We start from the raw sequence: 22,002 nt of genomic DNA on the forward strand, positions 1-22,002 counted from the left end.
TGCGGCATCCGCGGGTTGGTCGCTCCAAGCGGGGTGCATTCGGATTTGCGCGCGCTCGCTCTCGCGAACACCTACCCGCAACGGATGGTTGAGCGATGACGACTCGACAACAAGAAAGGAGCGCCAGCGGCAGAACCGTCTTGATGCTTTTCTCATATGGATTTGGAGCCTCCTCGCGTGGAACCACAGCATTTCACCTTGATTGGCCGAGCTTTTTCCTAATATACGACCCAATCGGTAGCGGGCGGGGCACTTGGCAAGTAGCGTCGCTCGGATGGTGCGTTAGAGTGCAAAACGAGGGGGTAAGCATCCTGGATGAAAACGACGCAAGAAGAGGGGTCGGCACCGTTTATTCACCCGACCGCGGTGGTCGAGGAGGGGGCGAAGGTCGGTGACTTCACGAAGGTCTGGTACTTTTCGCACGTCGCGCCGGGCGCGGTGATCGGTGAGAACTGCAGCCTCGGCCAGAACACCTATGTCGAGCGCAACGCCATCGTCGGTAACGCGTGCCGGCTTGGCAATTCGGTCTCGATCTTCTCCCATGTCGAGCTCGAGGACTTCGTATTTTGCGCGCCCTATATGGTGTTCACCCATATCTCCTTTCCCCGTGCCGCGATCAACCGCCACGCGGTGTTCAAGAAGACGTTGGTGAAAACCGGGACGACCTTGGGAGCGAATTCCACGGTGGTGCCCGACATTACCTGCGGCGTCGGTACCTTCCTCGCCGCGGGTGCCACGCTGACCAAGAGTTCGAAGGACTGGTCCATGATGGTGGGAACGCCTGCGCGCCAAGTCGGCTGGGTGAGTGCGTTCGGCGAAAAGATCGATCTGCCGTTGTCCGGCCGCGGCGAATGGCGCTGCGAGCAGACAGACGATCTCTACGTCTTGAATGGTGCAGAGCTTGTACGGTATCCAGGTCCCAAGGATATTCTCAAGTACGAGCCCGGACAACGATTGGTACGGATGGAAGTCCGGTGAGGCTTGAGCCACTTAGTGTTGATCGAAGTCCAACAGTGGCGCCAAGAATTGTGCGAGGTTGCCTCCCCTAAATAGGTGCCCTGTTGTTCCCGCGGAGCGAGCTGCCTCGAGATCAGTTGGACTGTCGCCGACCAGAATGCTGCGAGAGACATCCACCGGAAAGCGCTTCAAGAGATCGGTGATCATACCCGCGCCTGGTTTGCGTCTCTCACTTATTTGGCGGTACTTCTCTAGTGTGGCTTCGGGGTGATAAGGGCAATACTCAAATGCGTCTATATGAGCCCCAGCCTTTGCCAGCTCTGCCGCCATCCAATCATGTAGCGCATTGACGTGGGCTTCTTCATACAGCCCTCTGGCTACACCTGACTGATTGGTGACCACGAAGGCAAAGTATCCGGCATCGTTGACGATCTTTATCGCCTCGCGCGCCCCCTTTATCCATCGCAGTTTGGCGATCTCAAACACGTACCCAGCATCCTCATTGAGGACACCGTCGCGATCAAAGAAAACTGCTGGCCTCTCAATCACCACATTGTTCCATTGTCGCAGGTTGACGTTGCCGCATCGGTTTTGAAGGCAGCAGAATAGCACTTAGGCTGTCTGCCGGCGATGGAGCCTCGAGCAGGGTATTCTTACGGAGAAGGCCGTTCTTGGCCCACACGAGAGGTCGTTTTCGGCACTCAGAGAGTTGACCTTACCAAGCATTTCGTCGTGCAGCTTGGCCGATTTTTGTGCGCTGAGCGTTGAGGGACGCGACAGAACGCCTTTTCCCTGGTTGCCACCGGTGCCGTTGCCGGGCCGGGACTCGGTTGGGCGCTGAGCCGACCAGGGTGTCGGGCGCATCCCAGATCGTCCTCCCCGGCGATCCCGACGAGGGCGAACAGGGCATAGCGGCGGGCATAGGTCAGCGCCGTTCCCATCCGGTGAGGAGCCTCGGTATCCTTGGCGGCGCAGACCGGCCAGTCGGACGAAATCCATTCGCCCGAGGAATGGGCAAGCAGGGTGGTCAGATGCACCTGTGCCGTGCTCGGCTCGATCCGGGTGGTTTGGATGGCCGCGATCTCCTGCTGGCTTAGGGCCTCGCGCACGATGTCGAGCCCGCTCGCGAGCGAGGCATAACGGAATGAGCGGTCTTCCTCGCGTGGAAACGGCGAACGGAGGGTGGCAATCAGCGTCTTTTCAGGATTGGTCAGCTCCGCCTGCGCCCTTGCAAGGGCGGCCGCAATCGCGCCGATGCGCTCACTGGACCGGTGCATCGGTGCTCTCCGTCTGGGTGGCATCAAAGCTGATGGCGCCGGATTTCGATCGCTTTGCCCGGATGCCGTGTCCGCTTGCCTCTTTGGCGTCCTCGGGTACGAGCTTCTTCAGTTCTGCCTTCGCGGTCTCGTGCTCTGCATGGGAGTCGCGGGTTCTGAGGTAAGTTGCCGCAAGCTCAGCCCATAGATCGGATGATGCCATGTCCACGACCTTGACCGCTTCCAGCCGCGGACGCGGCGCTTCGATCCCGAACAGGCGAGGCGGCTCACCGGTCTGCACGCAGCGCCAGAACTTCTTCTCGGCCGTCAAAAGCAGGTGTTGGTAGAGCGGATCGGCATGGAGCTTGATTTCAACCCACTTGCCGCCGCCCGTGATAATGGACAGCACGGCGGAGCGCGCGGCCAGCACCCACATGTTGTGCTGCAGCTGCGCCATGTGCTTCTCGGCCGCCGCCTCTTCGGTGAAGCTCCAGGGCAGCATGAACTTGGCCTCAAACACCGCGCCGGTCTCCTCGACGATGCCGTCCAGCGTTGCCGCCATCCATTTGTGAACGGGATGGCGCATCCGCTTCTGGACGTCCTTGACGGTCTGGCCGGTTGAGCGCTGATACCAGGTCCGGTTCAATGCTTCGGTCACCGTGCCGAGCTGGACGACGAGGTTGTCGGAAAAGTCTTGCGGCTCGATCTCGCCGCGCTTCTCGCGCCAGAGACGAACGAGGTCGGCTTCGTCATTGCCCAGGATGACGCGGGCATCCGAGCCGCCGATGAAATGGCGGCGATCGACCGGGTTGAACTTGACGATTCGGATTTGTGGCGCATCGGCGCCATCGGTTTGTACGCTACTCACCGGTATCTCCACTTAAAGACTGGCGCGGCACTACCTGCCGCACTGCCTTAAGCCCCGCGCCTGCGAGGTGAGATACCGGGGTGGCTACGCGCCCGGCCGACTCAGTAACGCTCCGTTGGCGTAGAATGCCAGTCCTTTCTGCAGCAAGATTGTTGCTCTTTTGCGCGCCGCCGTCCCTTGAAGGTTCGGCCGTCACCCAGGCAGGTTGGCGAAAACGGGTGACGGAGGCGGGTGTGGTGGCGTCAAAACGACAAATCGAAGTCAATGAAGAACGTCAAGCAAAGCACGGGGCCCAAGCTGCGAGTGGAAAGGCAAGGTCGCGTCAAAACGCCCTTCGTCATGGCCTGTCGCGGCCAATTCCAGGCGAAGGCCCGGCAGTAGAGAGGCTCGCTCGCGCGGTTTGTCGGGCGCAGATTGAAAGGTGCCTAAAATTGATCTGCCGGATATCATGCACCTGAAGCTTGAGCTAAGGCCGGCTCGTCACGGGCTCGTCACCGCACTCGTGGGCGTGCCGGAATCCGGCAATTTACGGGATTGATCGCAGGTTGCCTTTTTGATAGGCGATCAGTTGGGCAAGAGGACGCGCGACGCGTTTTGCGTCGAGCGAAGTAGTTCTGGGAATGAACAGGCGGGAAGTTCTGCTGTCGCTGGGGGTTGCGGCAGCGGGTGCGGTTGGCACCTATTTCACCACGCGCGCTCATTGGCGCGGGACATACCTTCAGATGGGCACCAGCATCACGGCCGGCGTTACGCCGAAGGCCGGAAGGACTCCTGCGCTCGTTGGCGATCAGCTTGGCATGGTCGGCATAAACGGCGGGATTGCCGGCGCTTGGGTTGGCCATCATACCGTTGCCGGCAGGGATCACCGATCCCTGTTCGCTGTGGTGGACGCGGTGATATCCGGCGACTGGTCGCGCCAGGAAGCCGAAACCGATCCGACAATCAAAACCAACATCTCGCACCTCGCGACCGCGGACTTCTCCAAGCTGAGCCTCCTGGGCCTCGAGTACGGGCCGAACGATTATGCCTATGACTGCCCGATCGGAGAAGCTTCCGATACAGACTGTCGAACCTTCAGCGGTGCCCTCAGTTATTCGCTATCGAAGCTCTGGGCGGCGTTTCCGAAGCTGCGGATGTTCCTGATCACGCCAGCCTGGCGGCTGAATCCAAAGGGGCTGGACAGCGACACCAATCCAAACGGGATCGGCCTATTCCTGAAGGACTATGTGGACGCCATGATCCAGATCGCCGAGCGACACCACATTCCCTGCCTAGACATGTGGCGCACGTTCGGCATCAACATCCACAACTACAAGGCCCTCACCTTTGACGGGACTCATCCAAACGATGAGTGTGCAGTTCGCAGAGCCGACGTCATAGCTTCGTTCGTCAAAGCCACGTTCTGAGGCCAGCGCTTCCGTGCAGCCGCCTCGCGATGGTCGGCCAGGTCGCCGCAGCTCTCCTGGGCTTGAGCAGCATCATGACAAGCAGCGGGTTCATCGCGGCCCCCCCGATCTGCCTGTCCTTGAACTTCCCAAGCGCCATCTCAAGGTCTTTCCGGAGATCCCGATCCTCCGGCAGATAGTTGATGAATTCCTTGAGCATGTAGGCGAAGGCTTGCCGCCCATTGGCTCGTCACGGGCTCGTCACCGCACTGTTGCAGTCTCCAAATCTGAAATCAGGTGAACGGCTGCGCTCGAGCGCTGTGAACGTGCGGCCTACGCAACGCAGAAACGGATCCTTCGAACGAGTGGGGGGCGACATTTCGAGTCTGATCCCGACAAAGCGAAGCCACAACCGTCGGGACAACAGAAACGTAAGAGGGAAGGGGCTGAGTGGGATCGGAAGTGCAGCGAGGAAGTTTGATCCTGTACCGTGGGTAGCGTAGTTATAAGGGCGGGCGCCGTTGACGCAATCTGGGGGCTTCATGACTTCACGGTCTGAAATCATACGAATGTTGCTGCTAGCGATTGGAATGGCGGTCCTTATTTTCGGGGCCATCTATTCAGTCGGCGGATTGCGCTTGTACTAGTGTTCCGTCACTGACGGACGATTCACAAATCGGCGCAAACCTGCGAGTCTGCGCCGATGAGGAAGATCGAGCCGATTGCCGTCGGCACAGCCGATCGCGAACGATCGGAGCGGCTGGTCCGGGACCGGAACACGCCGCAGAAGGTGGTTTGACGAGCACGGATCGTGCTGCTGGCGAGCGATGGATTGACGGGAGGCGATCGCAGCGGCGGTTGGCAAGAGCCTGCTGACAGTCCGCCGCTGGCGCCGTCGCTATGTGGCGAAAGGTGTGGACGGACTTCTGAAGGACGCGACGCGACCCTCTCGTGTCAAGCCGTTGCCGTCCGAAAAGATCAAGCAGGTGGTGCACATGACGCTACACGAGAAACCGCCGAATGCGACCGATTGGAGCGTGCGCAGCATGGCGAAGGCTGCTGGCATCTCTTACAGCAGTGCGCAGCGGATCTGGCATGCGCATGGGCTGAAGCCGCATCTGGTCAACACTTTCAAAGTCTCGCGCGACAAGAACTTCGCCGCCAAGGTGGAGGACGTGATCGAACTTGAGGACTTGAAATTCAGGCTTTACGGCGCCATCGGTCTGAACACTACTCACCGGTATCTCCTGCTTAAGAACAACGCGGCGTTACTTGCCGCACTGCCTTAAGCCCCGCAGGACCGCAGGTTCTATAGTCAGTAAGAGGTTCGCCTTTGTGGCGATGCGCAAATCTGCGTGTACTAAGGAGATGAGTCCGACATTTACCACGAATTTTACCCTATTTCACTGATCGCTTGATTTGCTCTCGATCATAAGTGGGCTAAGGCCCTCAATTTCCGACATGGCACGTCCGGCGATGCCTTGCAGGTCTCCATACAGTCCGGCGCTAGAATCGAGTACGCCTTTCAGCTGCTCCTCGCGCTTGGCCCACATCCGCATCATCGTTTTTCGCTCGCGATCGAGATCAACTTGCATATCGGTGAATTTCTCGACGATCGCCTCGATACGATGCCGAAAGCGTGGTCCGGTTAGATACTGGTAAACCATTTCCATTTTGGTTCGCTGGCCGTCCGCGGCTCGCTTGCTACTTGCCAGATCGATCAGCGATTGGCGTAAAGCGATCGCAAGCGGGATCGCAAAGCGCAGCCTGGTCACCCAAATGCTGTCGATGAGGTCGAACGTTTCGACGCCTTTAGGCAACACGGTGGAAACGATCAGTGCAATTTCGGCTTTTGCGGTGCGTTGGTCGTCCCGCAGTTTGGTGATCCAGACATCGCTCCAAGCTTTGGTGCGTTTGGATTCCCACAATATGGTACCGCAGAGTTGACCGCCAGGACCTTGAACCCGTTGAAGGATGTCGCCGCCGAACTCACCTTTGGGCACTGGCTCAATCATGTCTTGGGGAAAACGATTGCGTAGCAAGGATTGAAGCTCAAGTTCTGACGCCTCACCCTGCAACTGCTGGGATTTCTGTTCGGCCTTTCGGCTCAACTCCTCGATCTGACGCTGCATCCCTGCAATCTGGGCTTCCCTTTCCGAGAGCTTAGCCCTCAGGCTGTCCTCAGCCTCGGCCTTGGCCTGGTCGCGAACGGCGGCAAGCGATTCCTGCACTTTCTTCTGCACGGAAAGATCGAGTGCGCGTTTCGCGTCGTCGAGCTCTCGGGATTTGCGCAGGACGTCTGCGTGGGCCTTTTGCGCCTCGGCTAATTTTGCGTTGTTGGCATCAAGGTTGCCCTGAAGCTCCGCCAGCAACCGATCGCGCTGTTTCCGCTCGGCGGCAAGCGCGACGCGGGCCTTTTTCTGCTCAGATTCCGTGATCGACACACGTTCGATCTGAAGTCTCTTGGCGACTTCGTCGTCGATCGCTTCGCGGGCCTTGGCGAGAGCCTTCTGGGACTTTCGCAAACTTACCTCGCGCTTTGCAATGTCCGCATCCTTTTGCGCTAATTGTTGTTCGAACTGCCTGCGGGTTTTCGCGATCAGTGGTGCTGCCAGGGTATCAGTCAATTTGATCGGCGTGCTGCACTTTGGACAAACGATCTGCGGGTCACTCATTCATGTTTTCCATTTCTGAGGCTACAGCGAGCAATCAAAATTGCCGGGAAGCTCGCTGCGTAGAAGGACAAAACATCCGCGCGCTAATCAGAAGTAAGTTTGGCCATAACCGACTGCTGAGCGCCATGAATGGGGCTCGTTTGCCATAGCTCCTTCGCAATATTGAGAGGAGTGATGTGAAGGTTGGCCCACCAGGCGGCTTCGTTGCCGTGCCGATGCAGTTCGTGATGGTGCTCCCGGCATACCGGGACGGTGAATTCGTCACTCGCCTTGCGGCCTAGTGCCTTTGGTTGTGCAAATTTAAGATGGTGCGCGTCGCACGGCGTGCGCTGGCAGATCAGGCATGGTTGCGAAGCGACAAAGGCGAGATGGGCTTTATTGCGTATCCGGGACGGCTTTACCAAAGGCAACACTGTGCGAGCGGCAATCCTCGCAGGGCGGGCACTAGATTCCCTAGGCATCATTGCCACGTCTGTCGTTTGTGACGTTGCGAGCGCCGGGGTAGGGACTTCGTCCGCTTGACGGGGTTCGGGTTCGCGACAGATCCCCAGAAGTCTTTGGGCGGCGTTGTCGATGATGCGGGCGTCATCCGCCGCCAGCGCGTTTTTGGCCGGCAGACGTCGATGCGCCCACAAAGCGAGTGCTTCGCCGTCTTTGAGGTCGGCCATCTCCGCGAGCAACTCATCGCGCAAGCTGGCGGATTGTGCAGATGGAAGCACCGGCTTTGGGTGTCGTGGCCGGTGGACGGTGCCGTTAGCCGGACGCTGACCGGTGTGATCGCTGTGATCGGCGCCGACCGGTGGTTTGGTGGTGGGAGATGACTCTGCGAGAAGATCCGGCGCATCGAGGTCGTCTTCGCCGGCAATGCCCACCAGTGCGAACAATGCGTAACGGCGCGCGTAGGTGAGGGCTGCTCCCATGCGATGGGGGGCAACCATCTCACTGGCCGCGCAGACCGGCCAGTCCGATGCGATCCATTCGCCGGAGGCATGTGCCAGAAGGGTGGTGAGTTGGATTCGCCCGGAGGGTTGGTCGATGGCCGTGGTCTGGATCGTGGCGATTTCGTGCCGGCCCAAGCTCTTGCGGACGAGATCGAGGCCGCTTGCCAGAGAGGCATAGCGGAAGGTCCGATCCCCCTCACGGGGAAACGGGGATCGGATGGTGGCACTCAAGGATTTTTCCGGATTGGTGAGCTCGCCTTGGGCCTTGGCCAAGGCCGCGGCGATCGCGCCGATGGTCTCGCTAGAGCGGTGCATCAGCCACCTCCATGTCCATCAGTTCGAAACTGACTGCACCGCTTTTCGACCGCTTGGCCCGAATTCCGTGCCCCACGGCTTCCTTGGCATCTTCTGGCACCAATTTCTTGAGGTCGGCCTTCGCGACTTCGTGCTCCTGGAATGCTGGTCTGGTTCGGCGGTACACGGCGGCGAATTCTGCCCAGGAGTTGGAGGCGCTCATATCGACCACCCGGACCGCTTCCAAGCGCGGGCGCGGCGGCTCGACGCCGAATAGGCGAGGGGTTTCACCGTTTTGCACGCAACGCCAGAACTTCTTCTCCGCAGTGATCAGCAGATGCTGGTACAGCGGATCGGCGTGAATGACCATTTCGATCCATTTGCCGCCACCGGTAATGATCGACAGCACCGCTGTTCTGGAGGCGGTGACCCACATATTGTGCTGTAGCTGCGCCATATGTTTCTCGGCGGCCCCTTCCTCGGAGAACGACCATGGCAGCATGAACTTGGCCTCGAACACGGCACCGGTCTCCTCAACCATGCCGTCGAGGGTGGCCGCCATCCAGCGCTTAACCGGATGAAATACCTGCCGCTGCACCTCGGTCACGACGTGGCTGGTATTCCGCTCGTACCAGTGCCGGTTGAGGTGCTCGGTCACCGTGCCGAGCTGTACGATCAAGTTTGTCGATAGATCCTCGGGCTCGACCTCGCCGCGCTTTTCCCGCCAAAGGCGCAGCAGGGCGATTTCGTCATCGCCCATGATAATACGGGCGTCCGAGCCGCCGATGAAGGCGCGGCGATCCGACGGAGATATTGCGTAATTTGGGGGACTCATGGCTTTCTCCAACCAACTCGGCCAAAAACTCACTGTGGATGTTTTAGATCCTTATGGAATGAAAAATACCATATAGAATGATTAAGTCAAGCCGTGAACGAATGCCGTTGACCAGCGCTCAGCTGCGAGCCGGCCGTGCTCTGATCCGTTGGAGCGCGGAAGATCTCGCGCGCGCGTCCTCAGTTGGGCTAACGACTATTCGCCGTGCGGAGCTAACTGATGCTGAGACTTCTATGACAGCCGCCAACGACCTCGCCCTTCGCCGTGCCTTAGAGGCTGCCGGGGTCGAGTTCATTGACGAGAACGGAGGAGGGGCAGGCGTACGGCTACGAAAGCCGAGTCAAGCCAAACCGACGAAGGAGTGACGCCAAAGTCTCCGCGTGGACGCAGTGAAACAATGTGGATGGGCGGGGACTTGGGCGCGCTCCTGAGTATCACTGCTGTTTACGGAACCGGGTCAACAAATTGGGTTCGGTTCCGATTGTTTTTTCTATGATTTGTAGACACTGCGAATATCGTCCCTATATGTAGTCGGGAGGCGCTAAAGGCGATATTTTTCGCCAACAGCTGCCACACGTGGGCGCAAAGCACGCGGTTGCGGGACTTGCCTGCGCTCGACGGGCCGTGAGGGCGGCGGTCGTGCACGTGATGGCAGTTCGCGGACGAATTTCAGCAGCCTCTTTGCGCACCTGTGTTGGGGGGGGGGGACCGACCAAACGTTGGGGAGTGACATGCAAGAGGAAACCCAAAAACCCGCCATCGAAACAGCTGAAAGCAAGATTCCCGATCAGCTCAAAGGCCTGTTTTGCGAGCCGCCTTTCCTGGAGGGTGAGGACCCAAATCTCTATCGGGGCTTGCTCGCCGCCGTGATCGAGGAGCGCAAACCCGTGACTGTCACGGATTGGATCGCGGTCAACGACCTGGTCACCAAGCTCTGGGAGGAGCGAGTCTTCAGGCGCGCTTCTAACGCGCTCATTCGCGGCGGAATGATCAAGGCGGTGGCATATTATTTGGAGCAGGTTAGGGACGGTGAGCTGGACCTAGGAAGAATCCTCGAAGCATCGATGTCTGAGGCCATCGGATACTTCAGCCGGGACCCGAAGGAAAGGAACGAAGTCAGATCGCGCTTGGACCAGTATGGAATCAGCCAAGCAGAGCTTCACGCCAAGGCGGCCCAGGACAATAGCGATGCCTTGCAGATGTTCGAGCGCATGATCGCCGCGCGTGAACGAGGCCGACGCAAGCTCAGCAAAGAGGACCATCGTCGGCGGCGTGAAGACCGGCGTGAAGCAACGAAAGGGAGTGAGTAAGTAAGGAGTAGGAGCGCATCGCCATGGTCAGTGAAAAACAGCTCAGGGCCAATCGCGAAAACGCCAAGCGGAGTTCAGGGCCGAAAACTGCGGCAGGACGCTTGAGGTCCAGCCGCAATGCCTTGCGCCACGGTTTGTCGCTTCCCCTGACGGCCGACCCGGCGGCGTTGATGAAGGCACGTCAGTTGGCGCTGATGTTGGTGGCGGCAGGGGCCGACGATATGCGGATGATAGCGGCGGTCGAGATGGCGCAAGCCCACGCCCAGTTGCTGCGGGTTGCCGCCGTCCGCAGCAAGCTGGTGGCAAATTTGGATTTCACCTCGGCGAACCTCAAGCAGGTGCTGCGGCTGGCGGCTTTGGACCGTTACGAACGGCAGGCGCTCAAAAGGCGCCGGCGGGCAGCGCAGAAGCTTTCGGCCGCCTCCAATGGTCGTACCGATTGATGAGGTTGAAGCTGTAATGGGAGCTCAAAAACTGACAAAACGAACCCAATTTTCAGCGGGCACTTTAGAGAAATGTCTCTGAGACAGCTGCGCAGCAGTAGGTGCATATCTTATAGAAAGCACGTCTCGATAGAAGTTGATTCAAGGACAAATTGTCAACTCGTTGGCCAGCTAGCTGCATGCGGTGACGGGCGTGATTTACCTCTGGTATGTCGGCCAGGATCAAGTTTTTTGAGCCTGGGCAATTTGAGCGTCTCAGTACGCGGCGTCGCGCTCCTTCTCGCTGCCATAGCGGTGCTTTTTTGCGGATGGAGCTCCGCTAGGCGTTTCGTCCGTTATCTCGATCAGCTTTGGTCTTTTTCGATTTGCAGGAGTGGCTTCATGAACCGTTCCAAATTCTGACCTGAAAACAGGTATCCTTTCAGCCCGGCGGCGCGTGCCGCCTCGAGATCGGTAGTCTTGTCTCCGACAAGGATGCTCCGGTCGATGTCAATCGGGAAGCGCTTCAATAGATCGATTATCATGCCCGGTGCAGGCTTGCGTCGGTCACTGGTCTGACGATAGCGCTCTATCGTGGCTTCAGGATGATATGGGCAATATTCGAACGCATCTATACGGGCTCCGATCTTGGCCAACTCGGCTGCCATCCACTCGTGTAACGCGTTCACTTGAGTCTCGTCGTATAGCCCTCTGGCGACGCCCGACTGGTTGCTGATCACAAAGGCGAAGTATCCCGCATCATTGACCGCTTTTACTGCCTCACGTGCGCCCTCTATCCATTTCAACTTACCAATCTCGAATACATAGCCGGTATCTTCGTTCAGCACTCCGTCACGATCGAAAAAGACTGCTGGTCTTCTTGCGGCCATCTGATAGTGCCTCATCGATGCGCAGTGCCTAGCGCTAGAGTAGCTGAGTTGGAGTTTTCTTGCTGATTACCTGTCGCAAGTCCATATTCCCTCGAAGTCTCTATCAGCTCCTTTCGTCCGATATCACCTTGCCGTCGTTCGGCAGCGCCCCCGCGCCGACCAGTTCGACATTGCCACCGAGCTTCGTCACGCTACGCAGCGTCGCCGCGAGCTCGTGCTGAAGGGCTTCGCTCGCCGCGGCTGCTTCTGCCTTCAGCGTCATCAGGTCGGTCTCACCGGAACGCGTCACGACCAGGCGCAGCCGCCCGAGCTCCGGATGACGTTTGCCGATCTCGGCGATCTGTTCGGGCCGCACGAACATGCCTTTGACCTTGGTCGTCTGGTCGGCGCGCCCCATCCAGCCCTTGATGCGCATATTCGTGCGTCCGCACGGGCTTATCCCGGGCAGGGCCGCGGTAAGGTCGCCGAGCGCGAGGCGGATCCAGGGGTGGTGCAGGTCGAGGGAGGTGACCACGATCTCACCGACATCGCCCGGTGTGACGGGATCGCCGGTGCCGGGCCTGACGATCTCGAGGATCAGGTCCTCGCTGACCACCATGCCGTCGCGCGCCCCGGTCTCGAACGCGACCATGCCCAGATCGGCCGTGCCGAACGCCTGACAAGCCTCGATGCCGCGCGACTTGATCTCCTCCTGCAGGGATTTCGGAAAGGCCGCGCCCGACACCAGCGCGCGCTTGATCGACGAGACGTCGCGTCTGGCGCTTGCGGCCGCATCGAGCAGGATTTTCAGGAAGTCGGGTGTGCCACTGTAGCCGATCGGCCGGTAGGCCTCGATCAACTCGAATTGCTGTTCGGTATTTCCAGGGCCTGCCGGGATCACGGCACAGCCGAGTGCACGGGCAGAGGTATCGAAGATGAACCCGCCGGGGGTGAGATGATAGCTGAAGGTATTGAGCACCACGTCGCCGGGACGAAAGCCTGCCGCGAACAGGGCCCGCGCCCCGCGCCAGCCGTCGACCTGGGCGGCCTCGGGCTCGAAGATCGGTCCGGGCGAGGTGAACAGGCGCGCAAACGATCCTGGCGGCCCGACAACGAAGCCGCCGAAGGGTGGGGCAGCCTTGTGCAGGGCCGGGAGTTCCGACTTGCGCAGCACCGGCAGGCGGGCCAGCGCGGCGCGGCTGGTGATGGTGGCGGGATCGACGCCTTTGAGGCGCTCCGCATAGGCCGGCGCCGCCATGGCCCGGCGCAGGACGTCCGGCAGGCGGGCGAACAGTTCCGCCTCGCGCTGGGCGGGATCGCGGGTTTCGCGGGCGTCATAGTGATCTGTCATGGGTGATCCTCACGGGTTCGCGCCGATTGCGCTCCGCCTTCGACGTGCTATCAGATGGCTTCCCGCCGAACTGGCGATGCTCCGGGAAATGCAATGGCCGATATGCAGACTGCCCAGGTGAGCGAGCCTTCTGATGCCGATGTCGTCTGCAGGCTGAAGCGTCGCGTCATCGATCACTGCCTGCCGCTGTGGCGCACGGAAGGCTGGGATGACGCGGCAGGGGGCTTCGTTGATCGGCTCGACCCCGACGGCCGCGCCGATCGGCTCGCGCCGCGGCGCGTGTTCGTTCAGGCCCGGCAGATCTACTGTTATGCCAAAGCCGCGCAGATGGGCTGGTACGGCGAAGGCCGCGAGATCGCGCTGAAGGGGCTCGATCACCTGTTGACGAAGGCGAAGGCGCCGGACGGCCGGCCGGGCTTCGTCCACCGGCTGACGGCCGACGGCGGTGTGCTCGACGCGCGGCGCGACACCTACGACCACGCCTTTGTGCTGCTGGCGCTCGCTACCGTGTATGGACTCGATCGGGACGCGCAGGTGCGATCGGAGATCGATGCGCTGCTCGCCTATCTGGACGCGCATCTGCGCTCGCCGAATGGCGGCTTTCTCGAGGGGGCGCCGGCATCCCTGCCGCGGCGGCAAAATCCGCAGATGCATCTGTTCGAGGCGATGATCGCCGTATTCGACGCAACGCATGATCTGACGTTCCAGCAACGCGCTGGCGAGTTTTTTGCGCTGTTCCTCGCCAATCTCTATGACAAGCAGACCCACGTGCTTGGCGAATATTTCGAAGAAGACTGGTCCAGGATTCCGCCCATCAGCGTCGAACCGGGACACCTGGCCGAATGGGTCTGGCTCTTGAAGGGATTTGAACGCATCACCGGCTGCCCGACGGGGCGCTATCGCGGTGAATTGCTGGCCTCGGCGCTGCGCTATCGCGACGAGGCGACCGACTGCCTCACCGACGAGGGCAATGTTGAGGGCGTTATCCGGCGCCACTCGCGGCGTTTGTGGCCCCAGAGCGAGATCGCAAAGGCGTGGATTGCGCAAGCCGAAGCCGGCGAGGCGGGTGCCGCCGATGAGGCGCGCGCTGCGTTGGCGCGCCTTGAGCGGCATTATCTGAGCCACCCTGTTGCGGGCGGCTGGTACGATCAGTTCGATCGCGACGGCACGTCGCTGGTCGCCACCATACCTGCGTCTTCGTTCTATCATGTTCTTTGCGCGGTTACAGAAGCGGAGCAGGTGCTGCAATAGGCACCGGGCTGCGCTCACAGCCACCGCTTCCGCCGCTTGAAGCTCTTGAGGTTCTTGAAGCTCTTGCGCTGGTCGCCGGCGCCGCCGAGGTAGAATTCCTTGACGTCCTCGTTGTCACGCAATTCATCGGCACTTCCGTCGAGCACCACCTTGCCCTGTTCCATGATGTAGCCGTGGCTCGCCACCGAAAGGGCCGCCCGCGCATTCTGCTCGACCAGGAGGATGGTAACACCGAGGTCGCGGTTGATCTCCTTGATGATGGCGAACACTTCCTTGACCAGCAGCGGCGACAGTCCCATGGACGGCTCGTCCATCAGGATCATCTTCGGGCGCGCCATCAGCGCGCGGCCGATCGCCAGCATCTGCTGTTCGCCGCCGGAGAGATAGCCGGCCAGCCCCGTGCGCTCCTTCAGGCGCGGGAAATAGTTGAAGACCATGTCAATGTCGGCATTGACCTCGCCGTCGCTGCGGGTGAAGGCACCGAGCCGCAAGTTCTCCAGCGACGTCATGTCGGCAATGATGCGGCGTCCCTCCATCACCTGGAAGATGCCGCGGCGGACGATCTTGTCGGGATCGATGCCATTGATGCGCTCGCCGTCAAAGATGATCTCGCCGCGCGTCACCTCGCCATCTTCGGTCTTGAGTAGTCCCGAGATCGCCTTCAGTGTGGTCGACTTGCCGGCGCCGTTGGCCCCCAGCAGCGCCACGATCGACCCTCTGGGCACTTCGAGGCTCAGGCCTCGCAGCACCAGGATCACGTCATCGTAGACCACCTCGATGTTGTTGACACTGAGGAGAGGCGGCACGTCGACCGCAGTTGGTGCCGAGTGAGTTGCTTCGACAGTTTGGGTCATCGGATCACTTTCGACCGTCGTCACCCGCGAAGGCGGGTGACGCAGTGTTCCAGAGGCGGTTGCAATTTGACTGCAAACTCGCCGCGTACTGGATCCCCCGCCTTCGCGGGGATGACGATTGAGCGTCGGTGACGTGCTTCACCAGCCCAGCCATTCCGGCTTGCGCGGCAGCTCCACGGTCTTGACCTTCTCGAGCTTGATCGTGCCCTTGGCGATGAGGTCGTTGAGATCGCCGTCGGTCGAGCCCGTGACCTTGGAGCGGTAGAGATCGACCTTTGTCGTCGGGCGATGGTCCTTTTCGGTCCAGGTCGAGGCGTTGCAGACGCCTTCCATGCCTGATGGCACCCAGTCCTTCTTCTGATGGAAGCCCTTCGCGACGTTCTCGCCGGTGGCACCGCCGTTCTTGTCGGCCCACTCGATCGCCTCCTTCATATAGAGCGCTGAGCAGACGGCGGCGATGTAGTGCACGGGACGATAGATCTTGCCGGACGGGTCCGACATTTTGGAGATTTCCATTACAGTCTTCATGCCGGGCGCATCGCCGCCCCAGCCGACCGCGGTGCGCAGCGGGAAGATCACGCCGTCCGCCGCGTCGCCGGCGGTCTTGGCAGCGTTCTCATCCATGCCCCAGACGTTGCCGAGGAACTGAACGTCGGCGCCTGCCGCCTTGCAGGCCTTCAGCACGGAGATGTTGGAAGCTGCCGTATTGCCGAGGTAGGCATAGTTGGCGCCGGAACTCTTCAGGCTGAGGCATTGCGCGGAGTAGTCTCCCGGGGTGAGCGCGAACACCAGCGGCGGCAGCACCTCGAAGCCGAGTTCGTTGGCGATGGCCTCACCGGCCGCCTTTGGCGCGTTCGGATAGGGGTGGTTGGCGCCCATGTGAGCGAACTTGGGCTTGCCCGGTTTGCCCTTCGCTTTCCAATCGTCCGCCGCCCACATTAGCATGGCGCGCAGCGCGTCCGAATAGCTCGGACCATAAAAGAAATTGTAGGGGGCGGGCTTTGCCTTGCCGCTGGTGCCTTGCGGATCGGTCAACGCTGCTGCATAGGAGCCCGAGATATCCGGGATCTTGTCCTGGGCGAGGAAGCCGGTCAGCGCTTCCGTATCGGCGGTGCCCCAGCCCATGATTGCCGCCACCTTGCTGTCGGGCGCCGACCATTTCTTGTAGAGCGCGATCGCGCGCGGCACCTGATAGCCGTAGTCGTTGGTGTCGACATTGAGCTTCTTGCCGCCGATGCCGCCGTTCTTGTTGACCCAGGCAAAGGTGTCGGCGACGGCCTGGCCGTAGGGCGTTCCGACGTCCGAGGTGCCGCCGGAATAGTCGGCGAGGTGGCCGATCGCGATCTGGGCCTGCGCGGCCACGGATACGCTGCCGATCAGCAGCGCCAACGAAGCCGTGCTCAAAAGGGATCTAATCGTCATGGTCTTTCCTCCTGTTATTCGTTGATGCGTTCGTAAGTCTTTGCCCCGACGCTAATGCGAGAACGGGTAGAGTTTCCAATATGCCTTGATCTGCCGCCAGCGATGCGCGAGCCCGTCCGGCTCGAACATCAGGAACGCGATGATGATCAGCCCGATCGCGATCTCGCGCAGGAAGGTGATGTTGGTGTTGAGCTCCAGCGCCCTGTCGATCGCGCTTCCCTTCAGCTCCAGGCTGATCCACTCCATTGTCTCAGGCAGGAGCACGACGAAAGCTGTGCCCATCAGCGTCCCCATGACTGAACCCGTGCCGCCGATGATGACCATGGCCAGGAACAGTACCGAGCGCTCGATGCCGAAGCCTTCCTGCGAGACGACAAGCTGGTAGTGCGCGTAGAGCGCGCCAGCGATGCCGGCGAAAAATGCGGCAATGCCGAACGACAGCGTTCGGTATTTGCTGAGATTGATGCCCATGATCTCGGCGGAAAGATAGTGGTCGCGGATCGCAATCAGCGCGCGGCCGTCGCGCGTGCGCATCAAATTGGTGACCAGGAGATAGCTGACGATCAGGTAGGCCAGCACGACATAGAAATATTGGCGGTCACCGCGCAGCATATAGCCGAAGATCGAAAATGGCTCGGCGCTTGCCGGCACCGAGCCGCCGGAAAACCATTCCGCACGGGAGAAGAAGTCGAGCAGGATGTATTGAGCGGCGAGCGTCGCGATCGCGAGATAAAGCCCCTTCAGCCGCGCGGCCGGCACACCGAAGATCAAGCCGACCAGCGCGGTGACGAGACCGGCGAACGGAATGGCGAAGAACACCGGGATCGGCGCATTGTTCGAGATATAGGCCGAGGTGAAGGCGCCAAGCAGGAAGAACGCCGCGTGGCCGATCGAGATCTGCCCGGTGAAGCCGACCAGCACGTTGAGGCCGAGCGCTGCAATCGCGAAGATACCGATCTGGATCGAGATGCTGAGCCAGTAGTTGGAGAATACATAGGGCGCGAAGCACGCGAGCAGGATGCCGAAAATCGCAAAGTTGCGGCTCGTTATTGTCGGAAAGATCGTGGTGTCGGCCGCGTAGGTGGTGCGGAAGTCGCCGGAGGGAATCAGGGAACGCGTCGCCATGGTCAGACCCGCTCAATATCCTTGGTGCCGAACAAGCCGTAGGGCTTGATCATGAGGATGATGATCAAGACGTAGAACGGCGCGATCTCGTAGAGATTGCCCCAGTGGAGGTACTGGCTGTCGACATATTGCGCGAAATTCTCGAGCAGCCCGATGATGATGCCGCCGAGCACGGCGCCGCCGACCGAATCGAGCCCGCCCAGGATCGCGGCCGGAAACACCTTGATGCCATAGGCGGAGAGGCCGGAGGAGACGCCGTTCACGACGGCCACGACGACGCCCGCGACGGCAGACACGGTCGCCGAAATCGCCCAGGCCATCGCAAACACGCTTTTCACGGAAATGCCGAGCGACTGCGCGACCTGCTGGTTGAAGGCGGTGGCTCGCATCGCCAGGCCGTATTTGGAGGCACGGAAGAACCAGGCCATGCCGATCATCATTGCGATCGAAACCACGAGGCTCATCACGTAGACGGTCTGGATCTGCAGGCCGAACAGGTTGACCGATTGGCTTTGGAACACGCGCGGGAACGGTTGCGGGTTGACGCCGAATATCCATTTCAGCGCGGCCTGGAACACCGTTGAGAGCCCGATCGTCACCATGATGACGGAGATGATAGGCTCACCGATCATTGGCCGCAGGATCACGATCTGAATTGCGATGCCAAAGATGAACATGAACACCAGTGTGATTGGCATGCCCAGCCAGAACGGCACCTGGTATTTGGCGAGCAGCGCCCAACAGACCCAAGCGCCGATCAGCAGCAGCTCTCCTTGCGCGAAATTCACGACCTGGGTCGCCTTGTAGATCAGCACGAACGACATTGCGACCACGCCATAGAGCGTGCCGACCACGAGGCCGTTGATCAGGAGCTGGAACAGGAATTGGGTGTTCATGTTGATTTGCAACTAACGAAAGAGACAGGTGCCGCTACACCCTCTCCCCTTGTGGGAGAGGGTGGCTTCGCGAAGCGAAGCCGGGTGAGGGGTTGTCTCCGCATCGGGAGTGTGGAGAGGGAACCCCTCACCCTATCGAGGCCTTGTCTACCTGCGGAGCAGCCCTCTCCCACAAGGGGAGAGGGCACTACAATGCGCATCGTGCTTTGCTGTTGCCGATCGCTCATTCAGCGGCCTCCGCGATCGCGGCAGCTGCCAGATCCACCACTTTCAGCGTGGTCCGCACGCGCTGGGTCGTGCCATCCTGGAAACGGATCACGGTATCGACCGGAATGTTCACATCGCCGCGATAGATCGCGTCGATGATGTCGGCGTATTTCTCGTTGATGACACCGCGGCGCACTTTTCGGGTGCGCGTCAACTCGCCGTCGTCGGCGTCGAGTTCCTTGTAGAGCAGCAGGAAGCGGGAGATGCGCTGCGCCGGCGGCAGCGAGGCGTTGACGGTGTCGACCTCGTTGCGCAACAGCGCGTAGACCTCGGGACGCGAGGAGAGATCGGTATAAGTGGTGAACGAGATCCGGTTCTTCTCCGCCCATTTCGAGATGATGGAGTAGCGGATGCAGATCATGGAGGCGAGCGCGTCGCGGCCGGCACCGAGCACCACGGCTTCCGCAATGTAGGGCGAGAACTTCAGCTTGTTCTCGATATATTGTGGCGAGAACCGATCGCCGCGCGAGGTCTCGGCGAGATCCTTGATGCGGTCGATGACTACGAGCTGCTCGTTGTCGTTGAAATAACCGGCATCGCCGGAACGCATCCAGCCATCCTGAATGTCGGCCGCAGACGCTTCCGGGTTCTTGTAGTAACCCAGGAACATGTTGGGATGGCGTACGACGATCTCGCCGACGCCATTGACATCGGGGTTGTCGACGCGGATCTCGATCGTCTCGTCCATTGGGACGCCCGTAGTGTCGGGGTCGACTGCGCCGGGTAGATGCAGGGTATAGGCGCCGAGCAGTTCGGTCTGGCCGTAAAGCGTGCGCAGCGGCACGCCCATCGCACGGAAGAATTTGAAAGTATCTGGGCCGAGCGCCGCACCACCGGTCGCCGCCGAGCGTAGCCGCGTGAAGCCGAGACGGTCGCGGAGCGCGCGGAACAGAAGCTGATCTGCGACCACGGAGCGCTTGTCCTGCTCGAGCGCGGCAAGCCCCGTCTTCATGCCGAGATCGTACAGCCTTTGCTTTAGTGGCGACGAATCCATCACGCCGGCGCGCACGTCGGCCGCGATCGCCTCCCATACCCGCGGCGCGAACAGCACGAATGTCGGCGCAATCTCGCGGAAATCGTGCATCATGGTGTCGGGCTCTTCGACGAAGTTGACCTTCATCCGGCAGAGCAGACCTTTGCCGAGCGCGTAGACCTGCTCCATGATCCAGGGCAGCGGCAGCACCGACACATATTCGTCGTCCGGCCCCTTCGGATCGAAGGAGAGATAGGTCGCGCAGTGCTTGAGCACGCGGCCGGCGGCGAGCATCGCGAGCTTCGGATTGGCCGTCGTGCCTGAGGTCGTGCAGAGAATCGCGACGTCTTCGCCGTCAGTGGCATCGACCAGCGTGTCGTAGAGGCCGGGTTCGCGCGCCGCGCGCTCGCGGCCGAGGCTTGCGAGCTTGCTCGCTTTCATCAAGCGCGGATCGTCATATTTCCGCATGCCACGCGGATCGGAATAGACGATGTGCTTCAGATGCGGCGCGCGGTCGGCCAGCCCCAGCAGCTTATCGACCTGCTCCTCGTCCTCGGCGAACACGAGCTTCGCCTCGCCATAGTTCAGGAGGTAGGCCGCCTCTTCGTCCAGCACGTCGCGGTAAAGCCCGAGACTCATGCCGCCGATCGCATGGGTTGCGATCTCGGCAGCCACCCAGTCCGGACGGTTGTCGCCGATGATGCCGATGACGTCGCCGCGGCCGAGGCCCAGTTCGATCATGCCAAGCGCGAATTCCTGCACGCGGGCCTGGTAGTCGTTCCAGGTGAATTCACGCCACAGACCAAGATCTTTCTCGCGCAGCGCGATCTCGCGGCCATGTTCCCTGGCGTTCAGCCGCAGCATCTTCGGAAAGGTGTCGGCCCGTGCGGCGCGCCCGGCGTAATCGATCATGCCGCGCTCTCCCGCGGCAGCGGCACGTCATCGGGATCGACCAGCGCCTCATCCTCTTCGCCGAGATAGGCGCGCTTGACGTGGGGATCTGCGAGCACAGTCGCGGGATCGCCCTCCGCGATCTTGCGGCCGAAATCGAGCACCGTGACTCGGTGAGAGATATCCATCACCACGCCCATGTCGTGCTCGATCATCACAACGGTCATGCCGAACTCCTCGTTGAGATCGACGATATAACGCGTCATGTCCTCCTTCTCTTCGAAGTTCATGCCGGCCATCGGCTCGTCCAGCAAGATGAGCTGCGGCTCGAGCGCCATTGCACGGGCAAGTTCCACGCGCTTGCGCAGGCCATAGGGAAGTGTGCCGGCGGTCGCCTTGCGCACCGACTGCAGGTCGAGGAAATCGATGATCTCCTCCACCTTGCGGCGATGATCGAGCTCCTCACGCCGCGCACCGGTCAACCAGTACAGCGATCCGGTGATGAAATTATTCTTCAGGAGGTGATGGCGGCCGACCATGATGTTGTCGAGCACGCTCATGTGGTGGAACAGCGCGAGGTTCTGGAAGGTGCGGCCGATGCCGAGCGAGGGTCGGGCGTTCGGATTGAGGCCCGTGATATCCTTGCCGCGATAGAAAAGCCGGCCTTCGGTCGGCTTATAGCGGCCGGAAATGCAGTTGACGATCGAGGTCTTGCCGGCCCCGTTGGGACCGATGATGGAGAACAATTCGCCAGGCTTGACGCCAAAGCTCACTTCGGTCAGCGCACGGACGCCACCAAAGCGCAGCGACACCCCGCGCACCTCCAACGTGTATTCCACCTATTTCCTCCAGATGCGGCGCTTCACGCGCTCTTTGTCTCTTCTTGCAAAGACAGCGATAATCTTACATCGGCCGTTCCGGCTAAGCCATCCGATTAATGGTGCCTCGTTCCACTGCGGACGCCACCGTTCATGCGCGGTAACGCCGCACCCGGCGCCTTGCCCGCTCGCGCTTGCACGCGTGTCGCGCAGACATTGCGCCGGTGGCTCTCCATAGGGCAAAGCGGTACGGTGAAATGTCTTGTGCCCGACAATTGGCTGGCAAATTTCGTCCGGCCCGCGCGTTGTTGCGGCGCAACATAGTGAGGCGGACGACAGTCA

General features: G+C 60.6%; 21 protein-coding genes. 6 read left to right on the forward strand and 15 right to left on the reverse strand.

Annotated elements, in window-relative coordinates; genetic code table 11:
- The first annotated feature begins 315 nt into the window (after positions 1 to 315).
- Positions 316 to 978, forward strand: a complete 663-nt coding sequence (locus J6497_RS06800; RefSeq protein WP_225703474.1) for an N-acetyltransferase — start codon at positions 316 to 318, stop codon at positions 976 to 978.
- 12 nt (positions 979 to 990) lie between these two features.
- On the opposite strand, the gene J6497_RS06805 is transcribed toward J6497_RS06800, so the two are convergent.
- The 3 genes from J6497_RS06805 to J6497_RS06815 all read right to left on the reverse strand — a co-directional run bounded on the left by J6497_RS06805 (position 991) and on the right by J6497_RS06815 (position 3,081).
- Entirely contained in the window at positions 991 to 1,509 is a 519-nt protein-coding gene (locus tag J6497_RS06805; protein ID WP_312010233.1) for a D-glycero-alpha-D-manno-heptose-1,7-bisphosphate 7-phosphatase, read from the reverse strand.
- 149 nt (positions 1,510 to 1,658) lie between these two features.
- Positions 1,659 to 2,234, reverse strand: coding sequence for an ERF family protein (locus tag J6497_RS06810; protein ID WP_225703475.1), 576 nt, complete (start codon positions 2,232 to 2,234; stop codon positions 1,659 to 1,661).
- Complete coding sequence (locus J6497_RS06815; protein ID WP_225703476.1) at positions 2,218 to 3,081, reverse strand: YqaJ viral recombinase family protein; 864 nt, start codon at positions 3,079 to 3,081, stop codon at positions 2,218 to 2,220. Before J6497_RS06815 ends, J6497_RS06810 begins: the two co-directional genes overlap by 17 nt.
- 620 nt (positions 3,082 to 3,701) lie before the next feature.
- On the opposite strand from J6497_RS06815, the gene J6497_RS06820 reads away from it, so the two are divergent.
- Complete coding sequence (locus J6497_RS06820; RefSeq protein ID WP_225703477.1) at positions 3,702 to 4,487, forward strand: SGNH/GDSL hydrolase family protein; 786 nt, start codon at positions 3,702 to 3,704, stop codon at positions 4,485 to 4,487.
- Here the strand turns inward: J6497_RS06820 and J6497_RS06825 are convergent.
- Positions 4,471 to 4,686: a hypothetical protein gene (locus J6497_RS06825; protein WP_225703478.1), complete on the reverse strand. Its 216-nt coding sequence runs from the start codon at positions 4,684 to 4,686 to the stop codon at positions 4,471 to 4,473. The genes J6497_RS06820 and J6497_RS06825 overlap by 17 nt on opposite strands.
- Positions 4,687 to 5,311: 625 nt before the next feature.
- On the opposite strand from J6497_RS06825, the gene J6497_RS06830 reads away from it, so the two are divergent.
- On the forward strand, positions 5,312 to 5,755 hold the full coding sequence (locus J6497_RS06830) for a helix-turn-helix domain-containing protein (protein WP_225703526.1): 444 nt from the start codon (positions 5,312 to 5,314) through the stop codon (positions 5,753 to 5,755).
- 114 nt (positions 5,756 to 5,869) lie between these two features.
- On the opposite strand, the gene J6497_RS06835 is transcribed toward J6497_RS06830, so the two are convergent.
- The 3 genes from J6497_RS06835 to J6497_RS06845 all read right to left on the reverse strand — a co-directional run bounded on the left by J6497_RS06835 (position 5,870) and on the right by J6497_RS06845 (position 9,211).
- Complete coding sequence (locus J6497_RS06835; RefSeq protein ID WP_225703479.1) at positions 5,870 to 7,141, reverse strand: DUF2130 domain-containing protein; 1,272 nt, start codon at positions 7,139 to 7,141, stop codon at positions 5,870 to 5,872.
- 83 nt (positions 7,142 to 7,224) lie between these two features.
- Positions 7,225 to 8,397, reverse strand: coding sequence for an ERF family protein (locus J6497_RS06840; RefSeq protein ID WP_225703480.1), 1,173 nt, complete (start codon positions 8,395 to 8,397; stop codon positions 7,225 to 7,227).
- Positions 8,384 to 9,211: a YqaJ viral recombinase family protein gene (locus J6497_RS06845; protein WP_225703527.1), complete on the reverse strand. Its 828-nt coding sequence runs from the start codon at positions 9,209 to 9,211 to the stop codon at positions 8,384 to 8,386. Before J6497_RS06845 ends, J6497_RS06840 begins: the two co-directional genes overlap by 14 nt.
- Positions 9,212 to 9,942: 731 nt before the next feature.
- Between J6497_RS06845 and J6497_RS06855 the strand changes: the two genes are divergently transcribed.
- Both J6497_RS06855 and J6497_RS06860 read left to right on the forward strand, forming a co-directional pair.
- On the forward strand, positions 9,943 to 10,521 hold the full coding sequence (locus tag J6497_RS06855) for a hypothetical protein (RefSeq protein WP_225703482.1): 579 nt from the start codon (positions 9,943 to 9,945) through the stop codon (positions 10,519 to 10,521).
- Positions 10,522 to 10,544: 23 nt separating this feature from the next.
- Positions 10,545 to 10,964 (forward strand): hypothetical protein, encoded by a 420-nt coding sequence (locus J6497_RS06860; protein ID WP_225703483.1) that lies wholly within the window; start codon positions 10,545 to 10,547, stop codon positions 10,962 to 10,964.
- Between the two features lie 344 nt (positions 10,965 to 11,308).
- Here J6497_RS06860 and J6497_RS06865 read toward each other — a convergent pair whose 3' ends face one another.
- Positions 11,309 to 11,833, reverse strand: a complete 525-nt coding sequence (locus J6497_RS06865) for a D-glycero-alpha-D-manno-heptose-1,7-bisphosphate 7-phosphatase (protein ID WP_225703484.1) — start codon at positions 11,831 to 11,833, stop codon at positions 11,309 to 11,311.
- A gap of 103 nt (positions 11,834 to 11,936) precedes the next feature.
- The gene (locus J6497_RS06870; protein WP_225703485.1) at positions 11,937 to 13,163 is read right to left on the reverse strand and encodes a phenylacetate--CoA ligase family protein; all 1,227 of its coding nucleotides are present in this window, start codon (positions 13,161 to 13,163) and stop codon (positions 11,937 to 11,939) included.
- A gap of 102 nt (positions 13,164 to 13,265) precedes the next feature.
- Here J6497_RS06870 and J6497_RS06875 point away from each other — a divergent pair, with 102 nt between their 5' ends.
- Positions 13,266 to 14,414: an AGE family epimerase/isomerase gene (locus tag J6497_RS06875; RefSeq protein ID WP_376708173.1), complete on the forward strand. Its 1,149-nt coding sequence runs from the start codon at positions 13,266 to 13,268 to the stop codon at positions 14,412 to 14,414.
- A 14-nt stretch (positions 14,415 to 14,428) separates the two neighbouring features.
- Here the strand turns inward: J6497_RS06875 and J6497_RS06880 are convergent, their stop codons facing one another.
- From J6497_RS06880 to J6497_RS06905, 6 genes are all read right to left on the reverse strand, one after another.
- Positions 14,429 to 15,268 (reverse strand): ABC transporter ATP-binding protein, encoded by an 840-nt coding sequence (locus tag J6497_RS06880; RefSeq protein WP_225703487.1) that lies wholly within the window; start codon positions 15,266 to 15,268, stop codon positions 14,429 to 14,431.
- Positions 15,269 to 15,406: 138 nt separating this feature from the next.
- The gene (locus J6497_RS06885) at positions 15,407 to 16,690 is read right to left on the reverse strand and encodes an ABC transporter substrate-binding protein (protein WP_225703488.1); all 1,284 of its coding nucleotides are present in this window, start codon (positions 16,688 to 16,690) and stop codon (positions 15,407 to 15,409) included.
- Positions 16,691 to 16,741: 51 nt separating this feature from the next.
- On the reverse strand, positions 16,742 to 17,815 hold the full coding sequence (locus tag J6497_RS06890; RefSeq protein ID WP_225703489.1) for a branched-chain amino acid ABC transporter permease: 1,074 nt from the start codon (positions 17,813 to 17,815) through the stop codon (positions 16,742 to 16,744).
- 2 nt (positions 17,816 to 17,817) lie between these two features.
- Positions 17,818 to 18,711, reverse strand: a complete 894-nt coding sequence (locus J6497_RS06895) for a branched-chain amino acid ABC transporter permease (protein WP_225703490.1) — start codon at positions 18,709 to 18,711, stop codon at positions 17,818 to 17,820.
- 223 nt (positions 18,712 to 18,934) lie between these two features.
- Complete coding sequence (locus tag J6497_RS06900; RefSeq protein ID WP_225703491.1) at positions 18,935 to 20,863, reverse strand: long-chain fatty acid--CoA ligase; 1,929 nt, start codon at positions 20,861 to 20,863, stop codon at positions 18,935 to 18,937.
- Entirely contained in the window at positions 20,860 to 21,681 is an 822-nt protein-coding gene (locus tag J6497_RS06905) for an ABC transporter ATP-binding protein (RefSeq protein ID WP_225703492.1), read from the reverse strand. The genes J6497_RS06900 and J6497_RS06905 overlap by 4 nt, the downstream gene beginning before the upstream one ends.
- Positions 21,682 to 22,002: the final 321 nt, after the last annotated feature.

It is taken from the genome of Bradyrhizobium cenepequi, from assembly GCF_020329485.1.
In the GTDB taxonomy this organism is placed as follows: domain Bacteria; phylum Pseudomonadota; class Alphaproteobacteria; order Rhizobiales; family Xanthobacteraceae; genus Bradyrhizobium; species Bradyrhizobium cenepequi.

Excerpts from the sequence above, each read along its gene's own strand:
- J6497_RS06880 (WP_225703487.1), bottom strand. The coding sequence starts at position 15,268 with ATGACCCAAACTGTCGAAGCAACTCACTCGGCACCAACTGCGGTCGAC.
- J6497_RS06845 (WP_225703527.1), bottom strand. The coding sequence starts at position 9,211 with ATGAGTCCCCCAAATTACGCAATATCTCCGTCGGATCGCCGCGCCTTC.
- J6497_RS06875 (WP_376708173.1), top strand. The coding sequence starts at position 13,266 with ATGCAGACTGCCCAGGTGAGCGAGCCTTCTGATGCCGATGTCGTCTGC.
- J6497_RS06900 (WP_225703491.1), bottom strand. The coding sequence starts at position 20,863 with ATGATCGATTACGCCGGGCGCGCCGCACGGGCCGACACCTTTCCGAAG.
- J6497_RS06895 (WP_225703490.1), bottom strand. The coding sequence starts at position 18,711 with ATGAACACCCAATTCCTGTTCCAGCTCCTGATCAACGGCCTCGTGGTC.
- J6497_RS06840 (WP_225703480.1), bottom strand. The coding sequence starts at position 8,397 with ATGCACCGCTCTAGCGAGACCATCGGCGCGATCGCCGCGGCCTTGGCC.
- J6497_RS06865 (WP_225703484.1), bottom strand. The coding sequence starts at position 11,833 with ATGGCCGCAAGAAGACCAGCAGTCTTTTTCGATCGTGACGGAGTGCTG.
- J6497_RS06890 (WP_225703489.1), bottom strand. The coding sequence starts at position 17,815 with ATGGCGACGCGTTCCCTGATTCCCTCCGGCGACTTCCGCACCACCTAC.
- J6497_RS06810 (WP_225703475.1), bottom strand. The coding sequence starts at position 2,234 with ATGCACCGGTCCAGTGAGCGCATCGGCGCGATTGCGGCCGCCCTTGCA.
- J6497_RS06870 (WP_225703485.1), bottom strand. The coding sequence starts at position 13,163 with ATGACAGATCACTATGACGCCCGCGAAACCCGCGATCCCGCCCAGCGC.
- J6497_RS06835 (WP_225703479.1), bottom strand. The coding sequence starts at position 7,141 with ATGAGTGACCCGCAGATCGTTTGTCCAAAGTGCAGCACGCCGATCAAA.
- J6497_RS06820 (WP_225703477.1), top strand. The coding sequence starts at position 3,702 with ATGAACAGGCGGGAAGTTCTGCTGTCGCTGGGGGTTGCGGCAGCGGGT.
- J6497_RS06885 (WP_225703488.1), bottom strand. The coding sequence starts at position 16,690 with ATGACGATTAGATCCCTTTTGAGCACGGCTTCGTTGGCGCTGCTGATC.
- J6497_RS06860 (WP_225703483.1), top strand. The coding sequence starts at position 10,545 with ATGGTCAGTGAAAAACAGCTCAGGGCCAATCGCGAAAACGCCAAGCGG.
- J6497_RS06800 (WP_225703474.1), top strand. The coding sequence starts at position 316 with ATGAAAACGACGCAAGAAGAGGGGTCGGCACCGTTTATTCACCCGACC.
- J6497_RS06825 (WP_225703478.1), bottom strand. The coding sequence starts at position 4,686 with ATGCTCAAGGAATTCATCAACTATCTGCCGGAGGATCGGGATCTCCGG.
- J6497_RS06855 (WP_225703482.1), top strand. The coding sequence starts at position 9,943 with ATGCAAGAGGAAACCCAAAAACCCGCCATCGAAACAGCTGAAAGCAAG.